Consider the following 18,651-nt stretch of genomic DNA (forward strand, 5'->3'; position numbering starts at 1 on the left):
CCGGAAGGGCACGTCCGGGCGTGATGCGGGACGCGGTCCCCCGGCGACGGGCGCCGCCGGACCGCCGGGGGGAACGTCCCTTCGACCGTAGTACGGCCCCGAGGCCGGGTGCCATCCGAGCCGCGTGCCGACCCGGGCCGAGCCGCGTGCCGACCCGGGCCGGGCAGGTCGGCACCGGTGCCCCGCCCGCCGGCCGGCCGGAGGTGGCCGGGCGGGCGGGGAGCGGCGAGGATCGCGGCAAGGACTCGGTGAGCCGGCCGAGCACAGCCCCCAGGAGGCCGCCGTGAGCGACCCCGGACCGGCACCCCGTCGCCGCGCCCCCGGCCCGCCGGGACCGGGCGCGGCCGCACCGGAGAAGCGGACCGACTACGCGGGCGCGGTCTACGGCTCGATGCTGGCGGCCTCGGTGATCGCCGCGTCCAGCGCGCAGGAGTCGCACCCGAGGCTGTCGCTCGTCCTGCTGCTGGTCATCACCGGGCTGGTCTTCTGGGCCGCCCATGTCTACGCGCACGTCGCCGGCCAGCGGGAGGCGGGGAAGGACGTGACGTTCCGCCAGGTGCGCCGGGTGGGCCGGCACGAGTGGCCGATCGTCGAGGCGGCGGCGCTGCCGGCGCTGGCGGTCCTGGTCAGCCCGTGGCTGGGCGCGGGGGAGAACGCCTGGCTCGCGCTGGCGGTCGCGGTCTCCCAGCAGGTGGCCTGGGCCGCCCTGGGCGCCCACCGGGCCGGCGCCCGACCGCGCCAGGTCGTCGCCGAGGGCGCCGTCAGCCTGGTCCTGGGACTGGTCATCGTCGCGGCCAAGGTCGTCGTCGGCCACTGACCGGCGCCACCGGGGCAGGGCGGTCCCGTCACCCGTTCGGCGGGACGGCCGGGCGCTCGTCCGCACCTGCGTTCCCGCGCCCGTTCAGCCGCTCGCTCACGTGCCCGTTCGCGGGCCCGGGCGGGTGCCGGGCAGGCGGCCGGTGAACAGCAGCGCGCCGGCCGTGATGCAGGAGCAGGCGAGCACGGCGGCCTTGAGACCGTCGATCTGCGCGTCCTGGTAGCTCTCCACCACGGCCGCCGCCTCCGCCGGCGGCACGTCCGGACGCGCCGCCAGCGCGGCGGCCACCTGGTCGGCCGGGACGAAGGACAGGCCGGCCTCCACGTGCACGGCGGTCTGCTGCGCGACGGCCCCCGAGACCCGGGGGTCGCTCTCGATCTGGCTGGTCACGGAGGTCGCGAGGGCGCCGATCAGGATCGCCCCGATCAGCGCCGTGCCGAGCGAGGAACCGAGGTTCTGCGAGGTGTACTGCAGTCCGCCGGCCTCGCTGCGCTCCTCCGGCAACACGCTGGACTGCACCGTGTTTCCGAGCTGCGAGGCGAGCATCCCCATCCCGACGCCGAGCAGGGCCATCGCCCCGGCGAAGGAGGCGCCGTGCAGGTCCGGTCCGATGGCCGTGATCAGCCACAGCGTGGCGGCGAGCAGGACCAGCAGACCCGCCCTGGCGATGGTGCGGGGCGAGGCGAAGCGCAGCAGCAGGGTGCCCGACATCGAGGCGCCGAGCATCGTCACGGACACCGGCAGCAGCCGGAGGCCGGTCTCGAAGGCGTTCAGGCCCTGCACGACCTGGAGGTAGAGCGGGATGACGAAGAACAGGCCCAGCAGGACGGTGTTCTGGTTGAACAGGGTGATCAGCCCCGAACGCAGCGTCCGGTTGCCGAACAGGTCGAGCGAGACCAGGGGCGTGCGGCCCCGGCTCTCGCGCCGGCGTTCGTGGACGCAGAACGCATAGGTGAGAGCGGCGCCGAGGGCGACGAGGAACAGGGTCGGCGCGAAGCCGAGCACGGTGAACGGCGGGTTGCGCGGCTGGACCCAGCCCCAGGTGCCGCTCTGCAGTACGGCCAGCACCATCAGGGCCAGGCCGGTCGCGGACAGCACGACGCCGAGCAGGTCCAGCCGGGGCGGGTCGGTCGGCCGGGGCTGCGCCGGTATCCAGCGCATCAGCAGCAGGATCGTCACGACCAGCACCACTTCGCCGGCGAACACCAGCCGCCAGGTCAGATAGGTGGTCACCCAGCCGCCGAGAAGCGGGCCCACCGCGATGCCCGCGCCCGCCAGGCCGCCGATCACGCCGTAGGCGACGGCCCGGTCGCGGCCGGAGTAGGAGCCGGCCACCAGGGCGGCGAGCGCGGGCAGCACCAGGGCCGCCCCCAGGCCCTCGATGACCGACCAGCCGAGGGCGAGCACTCCGACCGTGGGCGCCACCGCGGTCAGCCCCGAGCCGACCGCGTACACGGCCAGGCCGATCACGAAGACCCGGCGGCGCCCGTACATGTCGCCGATCTTGCCGCCGGTCAGCATGAAGGCCGCCATCACCAGGGTGTACAGGGTGATGACGGCCTGGATGGCGGTCACCTCGGTGTCGAAGTCCTCGACCAGCTGGCTGATCGAGACGTTCATCACCGAGGCGTCCAGCACCATCAGGAACTGGGCGGTGCCGAGGACGACGAGGGGCTTCCAGCGGTTCGCCATGGTCAGCTGCCGAGGATCCGGGCCTTCTGCGCAGCGAACTCCTCCTCGGTGAGGACCCCCTGCTCCTTGAGCGTCGCGAGGTCCTTGAGCTGGTCCAGCTTCTCCTCCATGGTCGCCGGGGCGGGCGCCGCGGCGACCGGCGGGGGCGCGGCCTGGGCGGCGGGGGCGGGTTCGGCGTAGGACTCCTGCCTCGCCCAGCGGCCGGCCTGGCGACGGGAGACTCGGTTGGAGACGGCGGTGGCCGTTCCGGCGACGACCGCGGTGCGGGCGACGCCACGTAGCAGTCCGGGCATGGCTTCCTGCCTGGGGTGAGGGAGATCGGGGGTGGAGTGGGGCCGGGGGTGGGGCCGGGGCCGGGCGGGGTCAGCCGGTGGCGTCGAGCTCCTCCAGCGCGTCCAGCACCTCCAGGAGGTCCTGGACCGGGACGCGGCCACTGGCGACCATGCGCGCGTCCGCCCGCCGCAGGGCGGCGGCCAGCGGGGCCGCCCACCGGTTCTCGTAGAGGAGCACCACGGCGGAGTCGCCGGGCTCCAGGAGCAGGCCGGCCTCGGTGACGTCGGCGTCCCCGAGCAGACCGGAGGAGGCGCCCTCGAAGACCGTCAGGTCGAGGACCCCGTCGCCGTCCACGTCGGCCAGTTCGACGGCGGTGACCGTGCCGTCCTCGTCCTTGCGGACGAAGATCAGGTCGAGGATCCGGACGATGTCGCGATCGACCAGGTCGACGAGCAGCGGCAGGCCCTCGCCGCTGAGGTGGCTGCCGGGGAACGCGATCACCAGGTAGTCGATGGGGCCGAGGTCCACCGGTTCGGATTCGTCCGCCCCACCGGGCGCATCGGGTGCGTTGCTCACGTCGGCTCCTCCTGGCGTGCGGGTGCGGTCCGGCCGGTCGGGGGCGCCGGTCGGGGGCCGGTCCGGGCGCCGCCCGGACACCGACCCGGAGCGACGCTAACCCGCCGTCCCGGGCCACCGGCTCACCTGTTCGGGGTGACGGAGAAGCGGGGTGCCGGGGTGCCGGAGTGACGGAGTTGCGGGGCTCCGGTACCGCTCCGGGTCACCCCGCTGGGTCAGCCCTGCTCGCCGAGCGCCGCGCCGGGCCCTTGGCTGGGTGCACCGGTGTTCGCGCCTCCCGGCGCCACCGGTCCGCCCGGGGCGCCCCCCGACCCCGGGCCGCCCAGGACGAGGAGTCCCGCCCATGCCACCGACCGAGCCCGGCCCCGTGCAGCCCGGCCCCGTGCAGCCCGGCCGCCCGGACAGCGTCGAACTGGACGCGCTGCACCGCCGGGTCGCCGAGCTGGAGGCGGACGCCCGGACCAGGACGGAGCACCACCGGCTGCGCACCACCGGCTCGGTGGTCCTGGTGGTGGTCGCGTCGGTGCTGTCGCTGCTCGCGGTCGTCGCGGTCTGGGCCCACGACGAGATCACCGACACCGACCGGTTCGTCGCCACCATGGCGCCGCTGGCCCACAACCCCGACGTGCAGAACGCCCTGGCCAACCGGATCACCGACGCCGCGACCGAGCAGGTCGACGTCAAGTCCCTGGTGAACGACCTGTCCCAGGCCGCCGCCGAGCAGGGTGTGCCGCCCCGGCTGGCCCAGCTGCTGGGCGGTCTGACCGGCCCGCTGGAGGGGGCGCTGACGAACCTGGTGCACGCTGCCGCCGAGCGGGTGGTCACCAGCGACGCCTTCGCCACCGTCTGGGAGGGGGCGGTCCGGGCCGGGCACGCCACCATGGTCAAGGCCCTGACGGGCGAGGGCGGCGGCGCGGTGGTGCTGAAGAACGACGAGGTCGTGATCGACATCGGGCCGATGGTGGACCGGGTGAAGACCGCCCTGGTCCAGGCCGGGTTCGCGCCCGCCGCCAAGATCCCGGAGGTGCACACCGAGTTCGTGGTGTTCTCCTCGCCCGACCTCGCCAAGATCCGCGGCGGCTTCCGGCTGCTGGAGATCCTCGGCTGGTGGATGCCGGTGATCACGGTCCTGGTCGCGGCGGGCGCGGTGTTCACGGCCGTCAACCGCCGCCGCGCGCTGGCCGGCGCCGCTCTCGGCATCGCGGCGGCGATGCTGCTGCTCGGCCTCGCCCTGACGGTGTTCCGCTCCTACTTCCTGGACCACCTGCCCACCGACGCCTCGCCCGCCGCGGCCGGCGCCGTCTACGACGCGCTGGTGACCTATCTGCGCACCTCGGTGCGGGTGGTCGGCTTCCTGGCCCTGGTGGTGGCGCTCGGAGCGTTCCTCGTCGGCCCCTCGCGGGCCGCCGTCACCGTGCGTTCGGTGGCCGGGCACGGGGTGGCGGCGCTGCGTTCGGCGGCCGACTCGGCGGGTTTCCGGGCCGGTCCGGCGGAGCGCTTCGTCCGCCGCTACAAGCGCTGGACGGGTGTGGCGATCCTGGTCGTCGCCGCCGTGCTGTTCGCGTTCTGGGACCACCCGACGGCGATGGTGGTGTTCTGGTTCGCCGTGGTCGTGCTGGCGGCGTTCGCGGTCCGGGAGTTCCTCGCCCCCGCCTACCGGACCGCCGCTCCGGCCGAGCCGCCGCCCGCCCCCGGGCCGCCCCCGGGGCCGCCGACCCCGCCGGTGCCGCCCGCACCGCCGGGTCCCCCGACCGTGACGGCCCAGGGCCCCTGACGGACCGGGCGCCGGACTCCGGGCCCGTCCCCGGTCACTCCAGCACGAGCGCCTTGGCCCGCTGGTACTCGTCCTCCGTGATGGAGCCGTCCCGCCGCAGCTCGGCCAGCCGGGCCAGTTCCCCGGCGGCGCTGGGCTTCTTGGCCTCGGACCCGGCCGCGTCCCGCACGTAGTCCCGGAACTCGGCGTCCGCCTGCTTCACCCGGGCCGCCTCCCGCATCCCCATGCCCTTGCCCCGGGCGATCAGGTAGACGAACACGCCCAGGAACGGCAGCAGGATCAGCAGTACGCACCAGCCGGCCTTGCCCCAGCCGCCGACCGAGTCGTCCCGGAAGAGGTCCCCGAACACCCGGAACAGGAGCATGAACCAGAGGATCCACAGGAAGATCCACATGGTCGTGAGGAAGATGTTCAGCAGTGGGTAGTCGTCCATCGCCTGCCTCCGGAGTGCGAGCCGACCGGGCCACCGGGCACCGGGGTCCGACCCCCCGTGGCCCACGGTGACGCCCGCCGCCCGGGCGCGCACCACCCGGGGCGGGTGAGGCGGGGACCGGCGCGGGCGCCCCGGGGCTCCGCCCGGCTCACCCCGCGGGCGCCGGCCTCACTCGGGCCAGTCCGAGCCGAGGATCACCTCGACGAAGTCGCCCCGTTCGAAGCCCGGGACGAAGTGCGCCAGGACATCGGTCTTGACGTTGCCGAAGGTGGTGGCCGGGCGGTCCCTGATGCCCTCGGTGAACGCGGCGAGGATCCGGTTCTTGAAGTCCGGCCGGGGGTGCGCGGCCGTGACGGCGGCGCGCTGCTCGTCGCTCACGGCGTGGTAGCCGATGCCGAGGACGTCCAGCTCCACACCCCGGGTGACCAGTGCGATCTCGGGTGCCATGTGCAACGGGACCTCCGGGGTGGTGTGCAGGGCGATCGCCGTCCACACCCGGTCGGCCGGCTCGCCGGTGATGCCGTGGGCGTGCAGGAACCGCCGCGCCTCCTCGGCGCCGTCGATCTCGAACCGCCGGTCGGTCCGGGCGAACCGCGCGGTCAGCCCGAGGTCGTGGAACATCGCCCCGACGTAGAGCAGCTCGGGGTCGAAGTCCAGCCGCTGCTCGGCGCCGCGCAGCGCCCCGAACAGGAACACCCGGCGGGAGTGGTCGAACAGCAGCGGCGAGGCGGCGTCCCGCACCAGCTCGGTCGCCTCCCGGGCCAGGGCGCTGTCCGGGACCCGGACTCCGGCGATGGTCTCGATCATCTCGACTTCCCCATTCCCTTGCTACGTCCGGAAGTTCGGGAACTTCCGGACCTTCGGTGCTTCGAAGGTCCCTCGGTGGACTCCTCCACTGTCGCGCGGCGGCGTAGCCTGGTGCCATGTCCTTTCTGCCCTCTGCACCACGGATCCGGACATGACGGGGCGGGGCCCGGCCGGCCGGGTCGCGTTCCTCGTGTTCGACGAGCTGACCCTGCTCGACCTCAGCGGTCCGCTGGAGGTCTTCCACCAGGCCGGTGCGCTCGGCCACCCCTACCCGACCGTCCTGGTCTCGCCCCTGGGCGGCACCGTCACCGCCGCCAACGGTGTCGCCCTGGCCGGGACCGTCGCCCCGGCCGACGCGGGCCCGCTGGACACCCTGGTGATCGCCGGGGCCGAGCACCTCGCCACCCGGGGGCCCGGCCGGGAACTCCTCGCCGCGGCCGGGGAGCTCACCGCGCGGGCCCGCCGGGTCGCCACGGTCTGCAGCGGCGCCTTCGTCCCGGCCGCGCTGGGACAGCTGGACGGCCGCCGCGCCACCACCCACTGGCGGCACGCCGCCGCGCTGGCCCGGCGCCACCCCGAGGTGCGCGTGGAGCCCGACGCGCTGCACCTGCGCGACGGCCGCTTCCACACCAGCGCGGGCATCACCGCGGGCATCGACCTCGCCCTCGCCCTGGTCGAGGACGACCACGGCGCCGACGCCGCCCGGGGTGTCGCCCGCGAACTCGTGATGTTCATGCGGCGCCCCGGCGGCCAGTCCCAGTTCGCCACCGCCGCGGCGGGCCCGCCGGTCCGGGGCGAGCCGCTGCGTGCCGTCACCGATGCCGTCCTGGCCGACCCGGCGGCCGACCACGGCCTGCCCGCGATGGCCGCCGCCGCGGCGGTCAGCACCCGTCACCTGACCCGGCTGTTCCGGGCCGAGCTGGGTACCACCCCGGCCCGCTGGGTCGAGCGGGTGCGACTGGAGCGCGCCCAGCAGCTGCTGCTGGACGGTCTCGGTGTCACCGCGGCCGCCCGGCGCAGCGGTCTGGGCAGTGACGAGAGCCTGCGCCGGGCCTTCGCCCACCACCTCGGCACCACCCCGTCCGACTACCGCCGACGCTTCGGCACCACCCGGCTCCCACCGCGCTGACCTGCGAAGCCCGTGCCGCCGGCCACCGGCGGCACGGGCTTCGGCATGTCCGGACCGGGCTCCGTCGTCACGTTGTAACGTTTTCGCTCTGCACGACGAAAAACTTTCGAAAACTGTTGTTAACCCTCCATGGGCTGGCTAGATTCACTCCCGTTCCCGCGATCAGCGGAACGGCGGCGGCACCGATCGGTGGTGCGTCGCAGTCGGTCGGGACCGCCGTGTGCGGCGCGGTCCCGAGCAGAGCGAAGGAGCTCCGGACATGAGTGGCAGAATCGTGGGCGGGCCGAGCCGGCGCGGATTCCTCAAGGGGATCGGCGCGGCCGCGGTGGCCGCCGGCGGGGGTTCGGTCCTGGCCGCGTGCGGCGGTTCGGACTCCGGCGGGGGAGACTCCGGCGGTTCCGGCGAGCTGTCCGGCTCGGTCACCGTGTGGAGCTGGAAGAACCCGGCGGCCGAGCTCAAGGCCCTGGTCCCGGCCTTCAACGCCGTCCACCCCAAGGTCAAGGTGACCGTCCAGGACATCGGCAACCCGGCGATCTGGGACAAGATCACCATCGCCATGGCCGCAGGCGGCCAGGGCCTCGCCGACGTCCTGCACATCGGCGTCGACTACCTGCCCGGCTACATCGAGAAGTTCCCCGGCGGCCTCGCGGACCTCGGCGCACTGGGCGCCGACAAGTACTCCACCGCCTTCGCGCCGGGCCTGTGGCAGACCGTCTCCCGCCAGTCCAAGGTCTACGCCCTGCCGTGGGAGGCCAACGCGAGCGGCTTCTTCTACCGCTCCGACCTCTTCCAGAAGGCCGGCGTCGACGCCGCCTCGCTCGCCACCTGGGACGACGTCGTCGCCGCGGGCAAGAAGGTCAAGGAGGCCACCGGCACCGCGCTGCTGGCCGTGGACCGCTCGGCCTCGCAGGCCGACTCGGCCAACCTGTTCCAGCTGCTGCTCCAGCTCCAGGGCACCTTCTACTTCAACATCGACGGCAAGATCACCATCAACTCGCCGGAGGCCGTCCGGGCGCTCACCCTGATCAAGGAGATGAACGACGCCGGGCTGCTGCTCGACGTCCAGGGCTCGCCCGGCGCGCCGGGCTACGACTCCGCGGTCAAGGCCGGCAAGGTCGCCGTCTGCCCCAACCCCGCCTGGTACGGCGGCTACATGGAGTCCCTCGCTGCCGACCAGAGCGGCAACTGGCGCCTGATGCTCCCGCCGGCCGTCACCCCCGGCGGCTCGCGCTCCGCGATCGTCAACTCAACCCACCTGGCCGTCGCCGGATCCAGCAAGAACCAGCGGGCGGCGTTCGCCTTCGCCGAGTTCGCCCTCACCCGCCCCGAGTCCCAGGTCCCGATCTACCAGAACAAGGGCATCTTCCCGGCCCTGCTCAAGGCCTACGACGACCCGGCCTTCCACACCGAGAGCGCCTTCTTCGGTGGCCAGAAGTACGCCGAGGTGCTCCTGGAGGAGCTCTCCAAGCCGTCCGTGCCGACCAACTACACCGCCGACTACGCCCGGGCGCTGAAGGTCGTCTGCGACGCCCAGACCAAGGTCCTGCTCCAGGGCGCCGACCCGGCGACCGTGCTGCGCGCCGCCGCCGACCAGCTCGTCCAGCAGACCCTGAGGGCCCAGGCATGACGACCGCCGCACCGGCGAGGGCGGGAGCCGGACCCCACCCCGGACCCGCCGCCGCCCCGGCCCGCCGGCGGGCGGGCCGGGGCGGCGGCGCCCGCCTGGCGCCGTACCTCTTCGTCCTCCCCGCCCTCGCGCTCTTCGCCGCCTTCCGGCTCTACCCGGTGGTGTGGTCCTTCGTCCTCAGCCTGTACCGGACCGAGGGCACCACCCAGACCTGGACCGGCCTCGGCAACTACGAACGGCTGCTGCACGACCCGCTGTTCTGGAAGGCCCTCGGCAACACCGCGCTGATCCTGGTGGTCCAGGTCCCGGTCATGCTCGCGCTCGCACTGGGCCTGGCCGTGGCGCTCAACTCGGCGCTGCTGCGCTGGAAGCCGCTGTTCCGGCTGGGGTTCTTCCTGCCGGTGGTGACCGGCCTGGTCACCTACGGCCTGATGATGGGCGCCCTGCTCAACCAGGACTCCGGCGCCGTCAACTGGCTGCTCCAGCTGGTCGGTCTGCCCGAGGTGCACTGGCTCAACGACCCGTTCTGGGCCCGGGTGTCCATCATGCTCGCGCTGACCTGGCACTACACCGGCTACAACGCGGTCATCTACCTCGCCCGGCTCCAGTCGATCCCGGCCGAGCACCACGAGGCCGCCGCCGTCGACGGCGCCGGCCCGCTGCGCCGGTTCTGGCACGTGACCCTGCCCGGCCTGCGCCCCGCCCTGCTGCTGACCGTGGTGCTGTCCACCATCGGCACCCTGCAGCTGTTCGACGAGCCGTTCATCATGACCGGCGGCGGCCCCGACAACGCCACCACCACCATCGGCGTGTACCTGTACCAGACCGGCTTCCGGTACTTCGACTTCGGCTACGCGTCCGCCATCGGCTACGCGCTGGTCCTGATCATCTCGTTGTTCGGCCTCGTCCAGGTCAAGCTCGCCAAGGAGGAGGACTGATGCCGGCCACCACCAGCCCCGCGTTCCGCGCGTCCCGACGCGGCCAGGTGCTGCTCACCGCCGGGATGCTCGCGCTGCTCGCGTTCACGGTCGCCCCGCTGTACTGGCTCGCGATCGCCTCCACCCACACCTCGCACGACATCTTCGGCCGACCGCCGCAGCTGCTGCCGGGCGGCGAGCTGGGCACCAACCTCGGCCACCTGGAGGAGTCCGTCGGCTTCGGCCGGGTGGTGCTCAACTCCCTGCTGCTGTCGGTCACCTACACCGTGCTCGGCGGGATCGTCTGCACCCTGGCCGGCTACGGCTTCGCCAAGTTCCGCTTCCGCGGCCAGGGCCTGATGTTCTCCGTGCTGCTGCTCGCCCTGGTGGTGCCGACCCAGCTCACCATCGTCCCGCTGTTCAAGATGATGGTGAACCTGGACTGGCTCAACACCTACCAGGCCGTGCTGCTGCCCAACCTGGCGCTGCCGTTCGGCATCTTCCTGATGCGCCAGTCGATGGGCTCGCTGCCGGACGAACTGCTCCAGGCCGGCCGGATCGACGGCTGCGGCGAGCTGCGGCTCTTCCTGCGGATCGCCCTGCCGACCATGCGTCCGGCGCTCGCGGCGCTCGCCATGTTCCTGTTCCTGTTCCAGTGGAACGACTTCCTGTGGCCGCTGATCGCGCTGCGCGACCCCGCCTCGTACACCATCCCGGTCGCCCTGGCGGCGCTCACCGGCAGCTCCGACGTCGACTACGGCCAGCTGCTCACCGGCACCGCCGTCGCGGCGGTCCCGATGGCCGTGCTCTTCCTGTTCCTGCAGAAGCACTTCGTCTCCGGGATGCTCGCCGGGGCCGTCAAGCAGTGACGACCACCGCAGCGCCCGGCACCGGCACCCCCGGTGGTACTCCCGTCCCCGCCCCGACCCCGACCCGAGAGAGGCCCGCCGTGCAGACCGGCTCCATCGACCTCGCCGCGCTGCCCACCTTCACCCCGGACCAGTGGGAGGGCGGTGCGCACGAACTGCTGTTGCAGGGCGCCCGGATCACCGTCCAGGCCACGCCCGGCACCGTCGAGACGGCCCACGGGGCCGACGCCGCGGACACCACGGCCCACGGCGCCGACGACACCGCCTGGAACAGCGCCGGGATCACCGCCACCGCCGACACCGAGGTGACCGTCCGCCTGGACGTCCCGCTCGGCGACGCGGCCGGCTTCTGGCACCCCAACGCCGGCTGGGAGCGCACCCTGCCCGCCGACTGGTCGCCCTGGCGCCCGGTCTCCCTGGTGGACTCCGCCCCGGTGGGCTGCCTGTACGACACCGCCGGGCGCACCCTGCTCGCCTTCGCGGCCGACCGCACCGTCCGCCAGACCGCCGTCCGGTTCGGCGTCAGCGAGGAGCACAAGCGCTTCGGCGTCTGGCTGCGCTTCCCGCTGGCCGCGGGGGAGAGCTTCCGGCTGCGGCTCGCCGCGCCCGGCGCGACCCTGGCCGCCGCCCTGCGCGACCTGCGGGAGTGGTTCGCCGCCCTGCCCGGCGGCGCCCCGATGCCCACGCCCGACTTCGGCCGCACCCCGGTGTACTCCACCTGGTACGCCTTCGCCCAGGACGTGACCGCCGCCGGCGTCGAGCGGGAGGCCGTGCTCGCGGCCGAACTCGGCTGCGGGCAGCTCTTCCTGGACGACGGCTGGCAGCGGCACGGCGACGGCCGGGGCTACGCGGGCTGCGGCGACTGGACCGCCGACCCGGTCAAGTTCCCCGACCTGCGCGCCCACGTCGAGACCGTCCGGGCGGCCGGCCTGCGCTACACCGCCTGGATCGCCCCGCTGCTGCTCGGGGCGCGGGCCGAGGCCCACCGCGACTGGGCCCGGTACGCCCCGCACTACGTGCACCGGCTGGACTGCCGGATCCTCGACCCGCGCCACGCCGAGGTCCGCGAGCACGTCGTCCGGGTCTGCCGCGACGCCGTCGCCGACTACGGCCTGGACGGGCTGAAGATCGACTTCCTGGACGAGGCCGTGGCCTACGGCGCGGCCCCCGTGCCCGAGGACGCCGGCCCGGGCTTCGTCGCCGACGTCGGCGAGGCGATGGCCCTGCTGCTCGGCCTGCTGCGCGAGGAGCTCCGGGAGCTGCGGGGCGACGAGTTCGTGATCGAGCTGCGCCAGCGCTACACCGGCCCGGCCATGACCGCCTACGGCAATCTGCTGCGCGCGATCGACTGCCCGGCCGACGCGGTCGCCAACCGGGTCCGCACCCTGGACATCGCCATGCTCGCCCCCGGCGGCGCCGTCCACTCCGACATGCTGATGTGGGACCCGCAGGGCCCGCCCGAGGTGCTCGCCCGGCAGGTCCACGGCGCGCTCCACTCGGTGCCGCAGATCTCCGCCCGGCTCACCGGACTCCCCGCCGCGCACCGAGAGGCGCTGGCGTTCTGGCTGGCCACCTGGCGCCGGCTCGCACCCGCCCTGACCGGCGGCCACTACGAGCCCGGCCGTCCGGACGAGCTGTACCCGCAGGTCACCGCCCGGCACGGGGAGCAGTGGGTGGTCACCGCCTACGACGAGCGACCGGTCACCCTGCCCACCGGCCCCTGGCGGGCCCTCACCCTGGTGAACGCCTCGACCGCCGGCCGGCTGCTGCTGGAGGTCGGGGGGCCCGCCCGCCGGGTCCGGATCCAGCCCCACGACGCGGCCGGCCGCCCCGGTCCCGCACTGCTGCTGGACCTCGCGCCGGGCCTGCACTCGGTCGCCGTCCCGGCCGGCGGTCTGTGCGACGTCACCGAGGCCACGGGATGACATAGTTACGGCCGACCGGCCAAACGATCAACGCATTGGGGGCAGGGAAGTGGAGCACGAGAAAATCGGGATCACCGAAGTCGCGCAGCACGCCGGTGTCAGCGTGGCCACCGTCAGTCGGGTGCTCAACCGCAAGGCCGGCGTCTCGCAGAAGACCCGTCAGCTGGTCGAGCGCGCCATGGAGGAGGTCGGCTACGAGCGCGGCACCGCCTCCGGCGGCATCGTCGGGGTGATCACCCCGGGGCTGTCGATCCCGATCTTCGGCGCGATGGCGGAGCGGATCGGCCTCGCGCTGGCCCCGCACGGCCTGCGGGCCGTGGTCTGCCCGGCGCTTCCGGGCGGCGTCCAGGAGCGGGACTTCCTGAAGTCCCTGCTGGACCTCGGCGCCAGCGGAATAGTGTTCTGCTCCGCCAGCAACACCCTGGAGAACTTCGACCCCGAGGTCCTCCAGCTGCTGGAACACCGTCCCGTCCCCTATGTCTGCATCAACGGCCGGTTCGAGGACAGCCCCTCCGTCGCCTTCTCCACCGACGACGCCTACGCGGCCGAGCTGTCGGTGCGCCACCTGCACGGGCTCGGCCACCGCCGGATCGCGATGGCGGCCGGACCGGTCGGCAACCGCCCCACCGACCGGAGGGTGGCCGGCTACCGGGCCGCGATGACGGCGCTCGGCCTCGGCGAGGACGAGCAGCTCGTGGTGCACCAGACCTACTCGGTCGAGGGCGGCCAGTTCGCCGCCGAGCAGCTGCTCGCCCGAGGCGTCACCGGGATCGTCGCCGCCAGCGACCAGATGGCGCTCGGCGCGATCCGGGCGATCCGCCGGCAGGGCCTGTCCGTCCCCGAGGACGTCTCCGTGATCGGCTACGACGACGGCCCCCTGATGGAGTTCACCGATCCCCCACTGACCACGGTGCGCCAGCCCGTCGACCGGCTGGCCGCCGAGGTCGCCCGGGCCCTGGTCGGCCTGCTGTCGGGCCACCAGGTCCCGGTCGGCGAACTGATGTTCCAGCCGGAGGTGGTCGTGCGCGGCACGACCGCCCCCCACCACCCCCGACGGCCGCCTGCCTGAGGCCGCCGGGGGCGCCCCTTCCACAACGATGTCGGAGGATACGTTGCCCCACCCCGTTCCCCGTCGCAGCGCGCCCCGCGTCCACGCCCACCTGGGCCTGGTCTCGCTCGCCGCGAGTGCCCTGACCCTGCTCCCCGCCGGCGCGGCCCGTGCCGCCGGTGAGCCGGTGGCCGCCGGAGCCGCCTACACCGTCGCGTCCGTTGCCGGCGGCCAGTGCCTGGGCGGCCTGTGGGCCGCCGGCACCGGCCGCACCCCGGTCGTGCAGCAGCCCTGCCAGGGCCTCCTCGGCCAGCGCTGGCAGTTCACCCCCAACGGCCGCGGCGGCTACCGGATAGCCGACCGCTCCGCCCCGCAGTCCTGCCTCAACGTCGAGGGCGCCTCCACCGCCCCCGGCGCGGCGCTGATCGAGTACGCCTGCGACGACTCGGCCAACGAGCAGTTCACCCTGGAGAGCGCGGCGAACGGCGCCTTCCTGGTCCACCCCGCCAACAGCGCGCTCTGCCTCGACCTGCCGAACGGCACCCCCACGCCGAACGCGCGGATCCAGCAGTACACCTGCCACGGCGGCGTCAATCAGCAGTGGCTGCTGACCCGGGCCGACCCGCTGGTGTTCGGCGACCCGGGCTTCGAACAGAACGGCAGCGGCTGGACGTTCGGCCCCCACACCGGCACCGCCGGGAACAACGCGCACCGCGGCTCGCGGGCGGCCTACCTGGACGCCGGCACCGGCTACCGGATCAGCCGGAGCACCACCGCGCCGCAGGCCGGTGGTTACGACATCGGCGCCTGGATCGCCTCCGGCGCGGCCGGCGGCACCCTGACCGTGCAGGTCAACGGCGCCACCGCGGGCACGGTGACGATCCCCTCGCAGCGCGTCTACGCCCAGTACACGGTGTCCGGCGTGCGGGTGGCGGCGGGCGACACCGTCACCGTGGCCGTCGACTCGGCGCCCGGCGGCTGGGTCAACGTCGACGACGTCACCGTGGCCCCCGCCGCCCCCAACGCGCCGCGGATCACCTCCTCCGACGCCACCGTCACGGCGATGTTCGAGTGGGCCCGGGCCAAGGCGAACGCGTTCAGCTCGCAGCCAGGCGCCACCGGTCCGCTCAACGCGGACGAGGGCAACACCGGCGGCAGCGGGCAGGGCGTCCAGGCCGCCTCCTACTGGGCCGGCTACCCGTACCGCTCCGCCTTCTACTCGCGGGACTTCGCCCACCAGGTGGTCGGCGCCCACCTGCTCGGCCTCGACGGGGCCACCAAGACGATGCTCCGCTCCTTCGCCTCCTCGGCGGCCGGCGCCCCGGACCACATGCCGTACTGGGCGGTCAACTTCGACGCGAAGACCCCGCTCTCGATCGACTACCACAGCCCGACCTCGTTCGTCCGCGAGCTCCCCGCCGCGTTCGAGCTGGCGCAGAAGATCGACGAGGCGTACCGCTGGACCGGTGACACCGACTACCTGAACGATCCGGCGATGTCCGGCTTCGTCGCGAGCACCGTGGGTCCGTACATCACCGGCCACACCGGTCCGATCGACAACGGCTCCGTCCCCGTCGCCCAGGCCACCAGCGGCGACATCTTCCAGGGCGTCGCCAGCTACAACGAGAACGGTGCCACGCTCGCCGAGTCCGGCGACGCCATCGCCTCCCAGTACCGCGCCTACCTGTCCGCCGCCGCGCTGGCCACCGCCAAGGGCGACACCGCCACGGCCGCCGGGCTGACCACCAAGGCGGCCACCCTGAAGTCCTACTTCAACTCCACCTGGAGCGTGGACCCGGCGAACCCCGGCCGGGTGGTGCGCGCCTACGACGTCAACGGCACCGCGTACAGCGACTGGGGCAAGGAGAACTCCTGGTTCGTCCCGCTCAAGGGGATCATGGACCCGGGTGCCCGGCAGAACGACTACCTGGCCTGGATCGACGCCCAGGCCTCCGGCAGCGGCGCGCCGGAGAACCTGGAGGCCGCGACCTACCTGCCCGACGTCTTCTTCGCCCACAACCAGCCCGACAACGGCTGGAAGTGGATGCGTTACGTCTACGACCGGGCCGGCGCTCTGCACAGCACCGGGCGCTTCCTGAACGGCGACTACCCGGAGATCGCCTTCACCCTGCTCGGCCAGACCGTCCAGGGTCTGCTGGGCGTCCAGCCCGACGCCGCCGGCCGGGCGCTCACCACCGCCTCCGGCCTGCCCGCCGGCATGGGGTGGCTGCAGCTGAGTTCCGTCCCCGTCGGCACCGGCACGGTGACCCTGCGCCACGACGGCGGTACCCGGTCGACGCTGACCAACACCTCCGCCGCCGGCAGTCTGACCTGGACCGCCCGGTTCACCGGCGTCCACAGCGGCATCACCGTCGACGGCGCCGCGCAGACCGCCCGCACCGTCACGGTCGACGGAACGGTGTACACCTACGCCACGGTGACCGTCCCGGCCGGTCGCACCTCGGTCGTCGAGGTCACCGGCTGACAGACCCCCGGCCGGGGCGCGGGATTCCCCCACGCCCGCGCCCCGGCCGGGAACCCGAGGGTCCGCGGACGAGGGCGGGCTCCACCGGCCTGCGCCGGGTGGAGCCCGCCCTCGTCCGCGTCGCCGGCTCCGTACCGCCCGGCCGCCTCCCTGGTCAGGACGGGGGCCCGTCGGGGGGAGGCGGCAGGAGATCGAGCCCGATCGCCTCGGCCGCGACGGTCATGGCGGCGTCGAAGTACGCCGGGCAGTCCGTGATCACCTTGTTCAGATGGCCGAACAGCTCGAAGCTGATCGTGCCGATCAGTGAGACCCACAGGGTCAGCGACCGTTCCACCAGGTCCGCGTAGGGCGCGGCCGGTGCGCCGCCCGCGCTGTCGAGCACCTGCTGGGCGACGAGTCCCGGCCCGGGGAGCGGCCGCGCGGGGGGTCGCAGGAGGCCCGAGGCGTGCGCCTCGACGACAAGAGCGGCCATCAGACGGGTGACCCGGGTGGCGGGGTCGACCGTGTCGGTGGGGGCCTGGTAGCCGGGGACGGGCGAGCCGTAGACCAGGGCGAACTCGTGCGGGTGGAGCAGGGCCCACTCGCGGACCGCGCGGCACGCGGCGAGCCACCGGCCGCCCGGACCGGCGGGAGCGGCGGCGGCGGCCGCCCCTGACTCCGCGGCCTCGCCGATCGCGTTGAACGCGTCGATGATCAGCGCGGTGAGCAGCGCGTCCCGGCTGGGGAAGTAGCGGTACAGCGCGGAGGAGGCCAGGCCCAGGTCACGCGCCACCGCGCGGAGCGACAGCGCGGCCGCCCCGGTCTCGGCGAGCTGGCGGGTGGCGGCTTCCTTGATCGCGCGAGTGAGCTCGGCGCGGGCCAGTTGCCGCGCGGTCTGCGATGCCGTCATGCCGTGCAGTCTCTCATTCAAGAGCAGTGCGCACAATCGAGAGCACTGATCTTGACTTCTCCCGGCCGCTTCGAGAACACTCCTCACCGAAGAGAGAGCACTGCTCTCTCAACTCTCCAGGAGGACCTCCATGGCACGGCACATCGTCATCGGCAAGGGCCCGGTCGGCGCCACCACGGCACGACTGCTCGAGGAACAGGGGCACGAGGTCGTCCTCGTGAGCCGTTCCGGCGGCGACGGGAGCACGGCGCTCGACGTCACCGACACGGCGGCGCTCGGGCGGGCCGTCAGGGGCGCCGAGGTGATCTACAACTGCGCGAGCCCGCTGTACCACCGGTGGCCCACCGACTGGCCGCCGATCGCGAACGCGCTCCTCGACGCGGCGGAGTCCGCCGGCTCGGTACTGGTGACGACGGGCAACCTGTACGGCTACGGTCCCGTCGACGTCCCCATGACGGAGGACCTGCCGCTCGCGGGCGCCGGCCCCAAGGCCCGGGTCCGCGTCGGCATGTGGCGCGACGCGCTGGCCCGGCACCGGGCGGGCCGGATCCGTGTCGCGGAGGCGCGGGCCTCGGACTTCTTCGGGCCCGGCGTCACCGGTAACGGCCACCTCGCCCAGCGGATGATGCCCGCGCTCCTGGCCGGGCGCGCGGTCAGGGTGATGGGCGACCCGGACGCGCCGCACAGCTTCACCTATGTGCCCGACATCGCCCGCGCGCTCGTACGGCTCGGTGCCGACGAGCGGGCCTGGGGGCGCGCCTGGCACGTTCCCACCGCGCCGCCGCTGCCGATCCGGGAGGCGGTCGGGCGGCTGTGCCGGCTGGCGGATCTGCCGCCGGCCGAGGTCGGCCGGATCCCCTGGTGGCCGCTCCACCTGGCTGGTCTGGTCAACCCGATGCTCGGGGAACTGCGGGAGGTGCGGTACCAGTTCGACCGGCCGTTCGTGGTCGACTCCCGGGCGTACACCGCGACCTTCGGCGAGGCGCCGACCCCGGTCGACGAGGCGCTGGGCGCGACCGTCGAGTGGTGGCGCGCACGGCTGGGCCGGTAGCGCCGGCTGCCCGGCTCCGGCCGTCGGGCCGTCGGGCCGTGCAGATCCTGCGGCGAGGTCGGGAGAAGGCCGACGCCGCGTTCGCCGCATCGACTCCGAGCACAGCGTGGCGCAGCGCGACGCTGTGCCGTCCGCCCACTGCCCGCCCACTGCCCGCCCACTGCCCGCCTGCCGAGGAACTGATGACGATCCGCCACTGGCACCGCCCGCTGGTCCTGCTCGCCGCCGCGACGGCGGCCCTCGCCCTGGTGTCCGCCGTCGGGCTCGCGGTCGACGACCGGATCCTGGTCGGCGAACCGATCTGGCTGAAGCCCTTCAAGTTCTCGCTCTCCATCGCGG

Annotated in this window: 16 protein-coding genes; 10 read left to right on the top strand and 6 right to left on the bottom strand. The window is 73.9% G+C overall.

Annotation, left to right across the window (positions count from 1 at the left end):
- Positions 1–283 precede the first annotated feature (283 nt).
- Positions 284–817, top strand: coding sequence for a hypothetical protein (locus BLU95_RS38180; protein ID WP_093864040.1), 534 nt, complete (start codon positions 284–286; stop codon positions 815–817).
- Between the two features lie 96 nt (positions 818–913).
- Here the strand turns inward: BLU95_RS38180 and BLU95_RS38185 are convergent, their stop codons facing one another.
- The 3 genes from BLU95_RS38185 to BLU95_RS38195 all read right to left on the bottom strand — a co-directional run bounded on the left by BLU95_RS38185 (position 914) and on the right by BLU95_RS38195 (position 3,358).
- On the bottom strand, positions 914–2,509 hold the full coding sequence (locus tag BLU95_RS38185) for an MFS transporter (protein WP_093864041.1): 1,596 nt from the start codon (positions 2,507–2,509) through the stop codon (positions 914–916).
- 2 nt (positions 2,510–2,511) lie between these two features.
- Positions 2,512–2,802: an SHOCT domain-containing protein gene (locus BLU95_RS38190; RefSeq protein WP_093864042.1), complete on the bottom strand. Its 291-nt coding sequence runs from the start codon at positions 2,800–2,802 to the stop codon at positions 2,512–2,514.
- Between the two features lie 70 nt (positions 2,803–2,872).
- Positions 2,873–3,358 (bottom strand): DUF6325 family protein, encoded by a 486-nt coding sequence (locus BLU95_RS38195; RefSeq protein ID WP_231978104.1) that lies wholly within the window; start codon positions 3,356–3,358, stop codon positions 2,873–2,875.
- Between the two features lie 343 nt (positions 3,359–3,701).
- On the opposite strand from BLU95_RS38195, the gene BLU95_RS38200 reads away from it, so the two are divergent.
- Positions 3,702–5,132 carry a hypothetical protein gene (locus BLU95_RS38200; protein WP_197698671.1) on the top strand — a complete coding sequence of 477 codons (1,431 nt, stop codon included), beginning with the start codon at positions 3,702–3,704 and terminating at the stop codon, positions 5,130–5,132.
- Between the two features lie 34 nt (positions 5,133–5,166).
- Here BLU95_RS38200 and BLU95_RS38205 read toward each other — a convergent pair whose 3' ends face one another.
- Together BLU95_RS38205 and BLU95_RS38210 are read right to left on the bottom strand one after the other, a co-directional pair.
- On the bottom strand, positions 5,167–5,565 hold the full coding sequence (locus BLU95_RS38205; RefSeq protein ID WP_093864043.1) for an SHOCT domain-containing protein: 399 nt from the start codon (positions 5,563–5,565) through the stop codon (positions 5,167–5,169).
- Positions 5,566–5,733: 168 nt separating this feature from the next.
- Positions 5,734–6,372 (bottom strand): HD domain-containing protein, encoded by a 639-nt coding sequence (locus BLU95_RS38210; protein ID WP_093864044.1) that lies wholly within the window; start codon positions 6,370–6,372, stop codon positions 5,734–5,736.
- A 151-nt stretch (positions 6,373–6,523) separates the two neighbouring features.
- On the opposite strand from BLU95_RS38210, the gene BLU95_RS38215 reads away from it, so the two are divergent.
- From BLU95_RS38215 to BLU95_RS38245, 7 genes are all read left to right on the top strand, one after another.
- Positions 6,524–7,501, top strand: coding sequence for a GlxA family transcriptional regulator (locus BLU95_RS38215; RefSeq protein ID WP_093864045.1), 978 nt, complete (start codon positions 6,524–6,526; stop codon positions 7,499–7,501).
- 259 nt (positions 7,502–7,760) lie between these two features.
- A complete protein-coding gene (locus BLU95_RS38220; protein ID WP_093864046.1) occupies positions 7,761–9,128 on the top strand; it encodes an ABC transporter substrate-binding protein in 1,368 nt (455 codons plus the stop codon).
- Complete coding sequence (locus tag BLU95_RS38225; protein ID WP_093864047.1) at positions 9,125–10,066, top strand: carbohydrate ABC transporter permease; 942 nt, start codon at positions 9,125–9,127, stop codon at positions 10,064–10,066. The genes BLU95_RS38220 and BLU95_RS38225 overlap by 4 nt, the downstream gene beginning before the upstream one ends.
- A complete protein-coding gene (locus tag BLU95_RS38230; protein WP_093864048.1) occupies positions 10,066–10,914 on the top strand; it encodes a carbohydrate ABC transporter permease in 849 nt (282 codons plus the stop codon). Before BLU95_RS38225 ends, BLU95_RS38230 begins: the two co-directional genes overlap by 1 nt.
- A gap of 80 nt (positions 10,915–10,994) precedes the next feature.
- Positions 10,995–12,839: a glycoside hydrolase family 36 protein gene (locus BLU95_RS38235; protein ID WP_093864049.1), complete on the top strand. Its 1,845-nt coding sequence runs from the start codon at positions 10,995–10,997 to the stop codon at positions 12,837–12,839.
- 49 nt (positions 12,840–12,888) lie between these two features.
- Positions 12,889–13,908, top strand: coding sequence for a LacI family DNA-binding transcriptional regulator (locus BLU95_RS38240; protein ID WP_093864050.1), 1,020 nt, complete (start codon positions 12,889–12,891; stop codon positions 13,906–13,908).
- 43 nt (positions 13,909–13,951) lie between these two features.
- Entirely contained in the window at positions 13,952–16,372 is a 2,421-nt protein-coding gene (locus tag BLU95_RS38245; protein WP_159425192.1) for an RICIN domain-containing protein, read from the top strand.
- Positions 16,373–16,526: 154 nt separating this feature from the next.
- On the opposite strand, the gene BLU95_RS38250 is transcribed toward BLU95_RS38245, so the two are convergent.
- On the bottom strand, positions 16,527–17,261 hold the full coding sequence (locus BLU95_RS38250) for a TetR/AcrR family transcriptional regulator (RefSeq protein ID WP_093864052.1): 735 nt from the start codon (positions 17,259–17,261) through the stop codon (positions 16,527–16,529).
- A gap of 130 nt (positions 17,262–17,391) precedes the next feature.
- Between BLU95_RS38250 and BLU95_RS38255 the strand changes: the two genes are divergently transcribed.
- Entirely contained in the window at positions 17,392–18,312 is a 921-nt protein-coding gene (locus BLU95_RS38255; protein WP_093864053.1) for an NAD-dependent epimerase/dehydratase family protein, read from the top strand.
- The last annotated feature ends 339 nt before the right edge of the window (positions 18,313–18,651 follow it).

The organism is Streptomyces sp. TLI_053 (genome assembly GCF_900105395.1).
Classification (GTDB): domain Bacteria; phylum Actinomycetota; class Actinomycetes; order Streptomycetales; family Streptomycetaceae; genus Kitasatospora.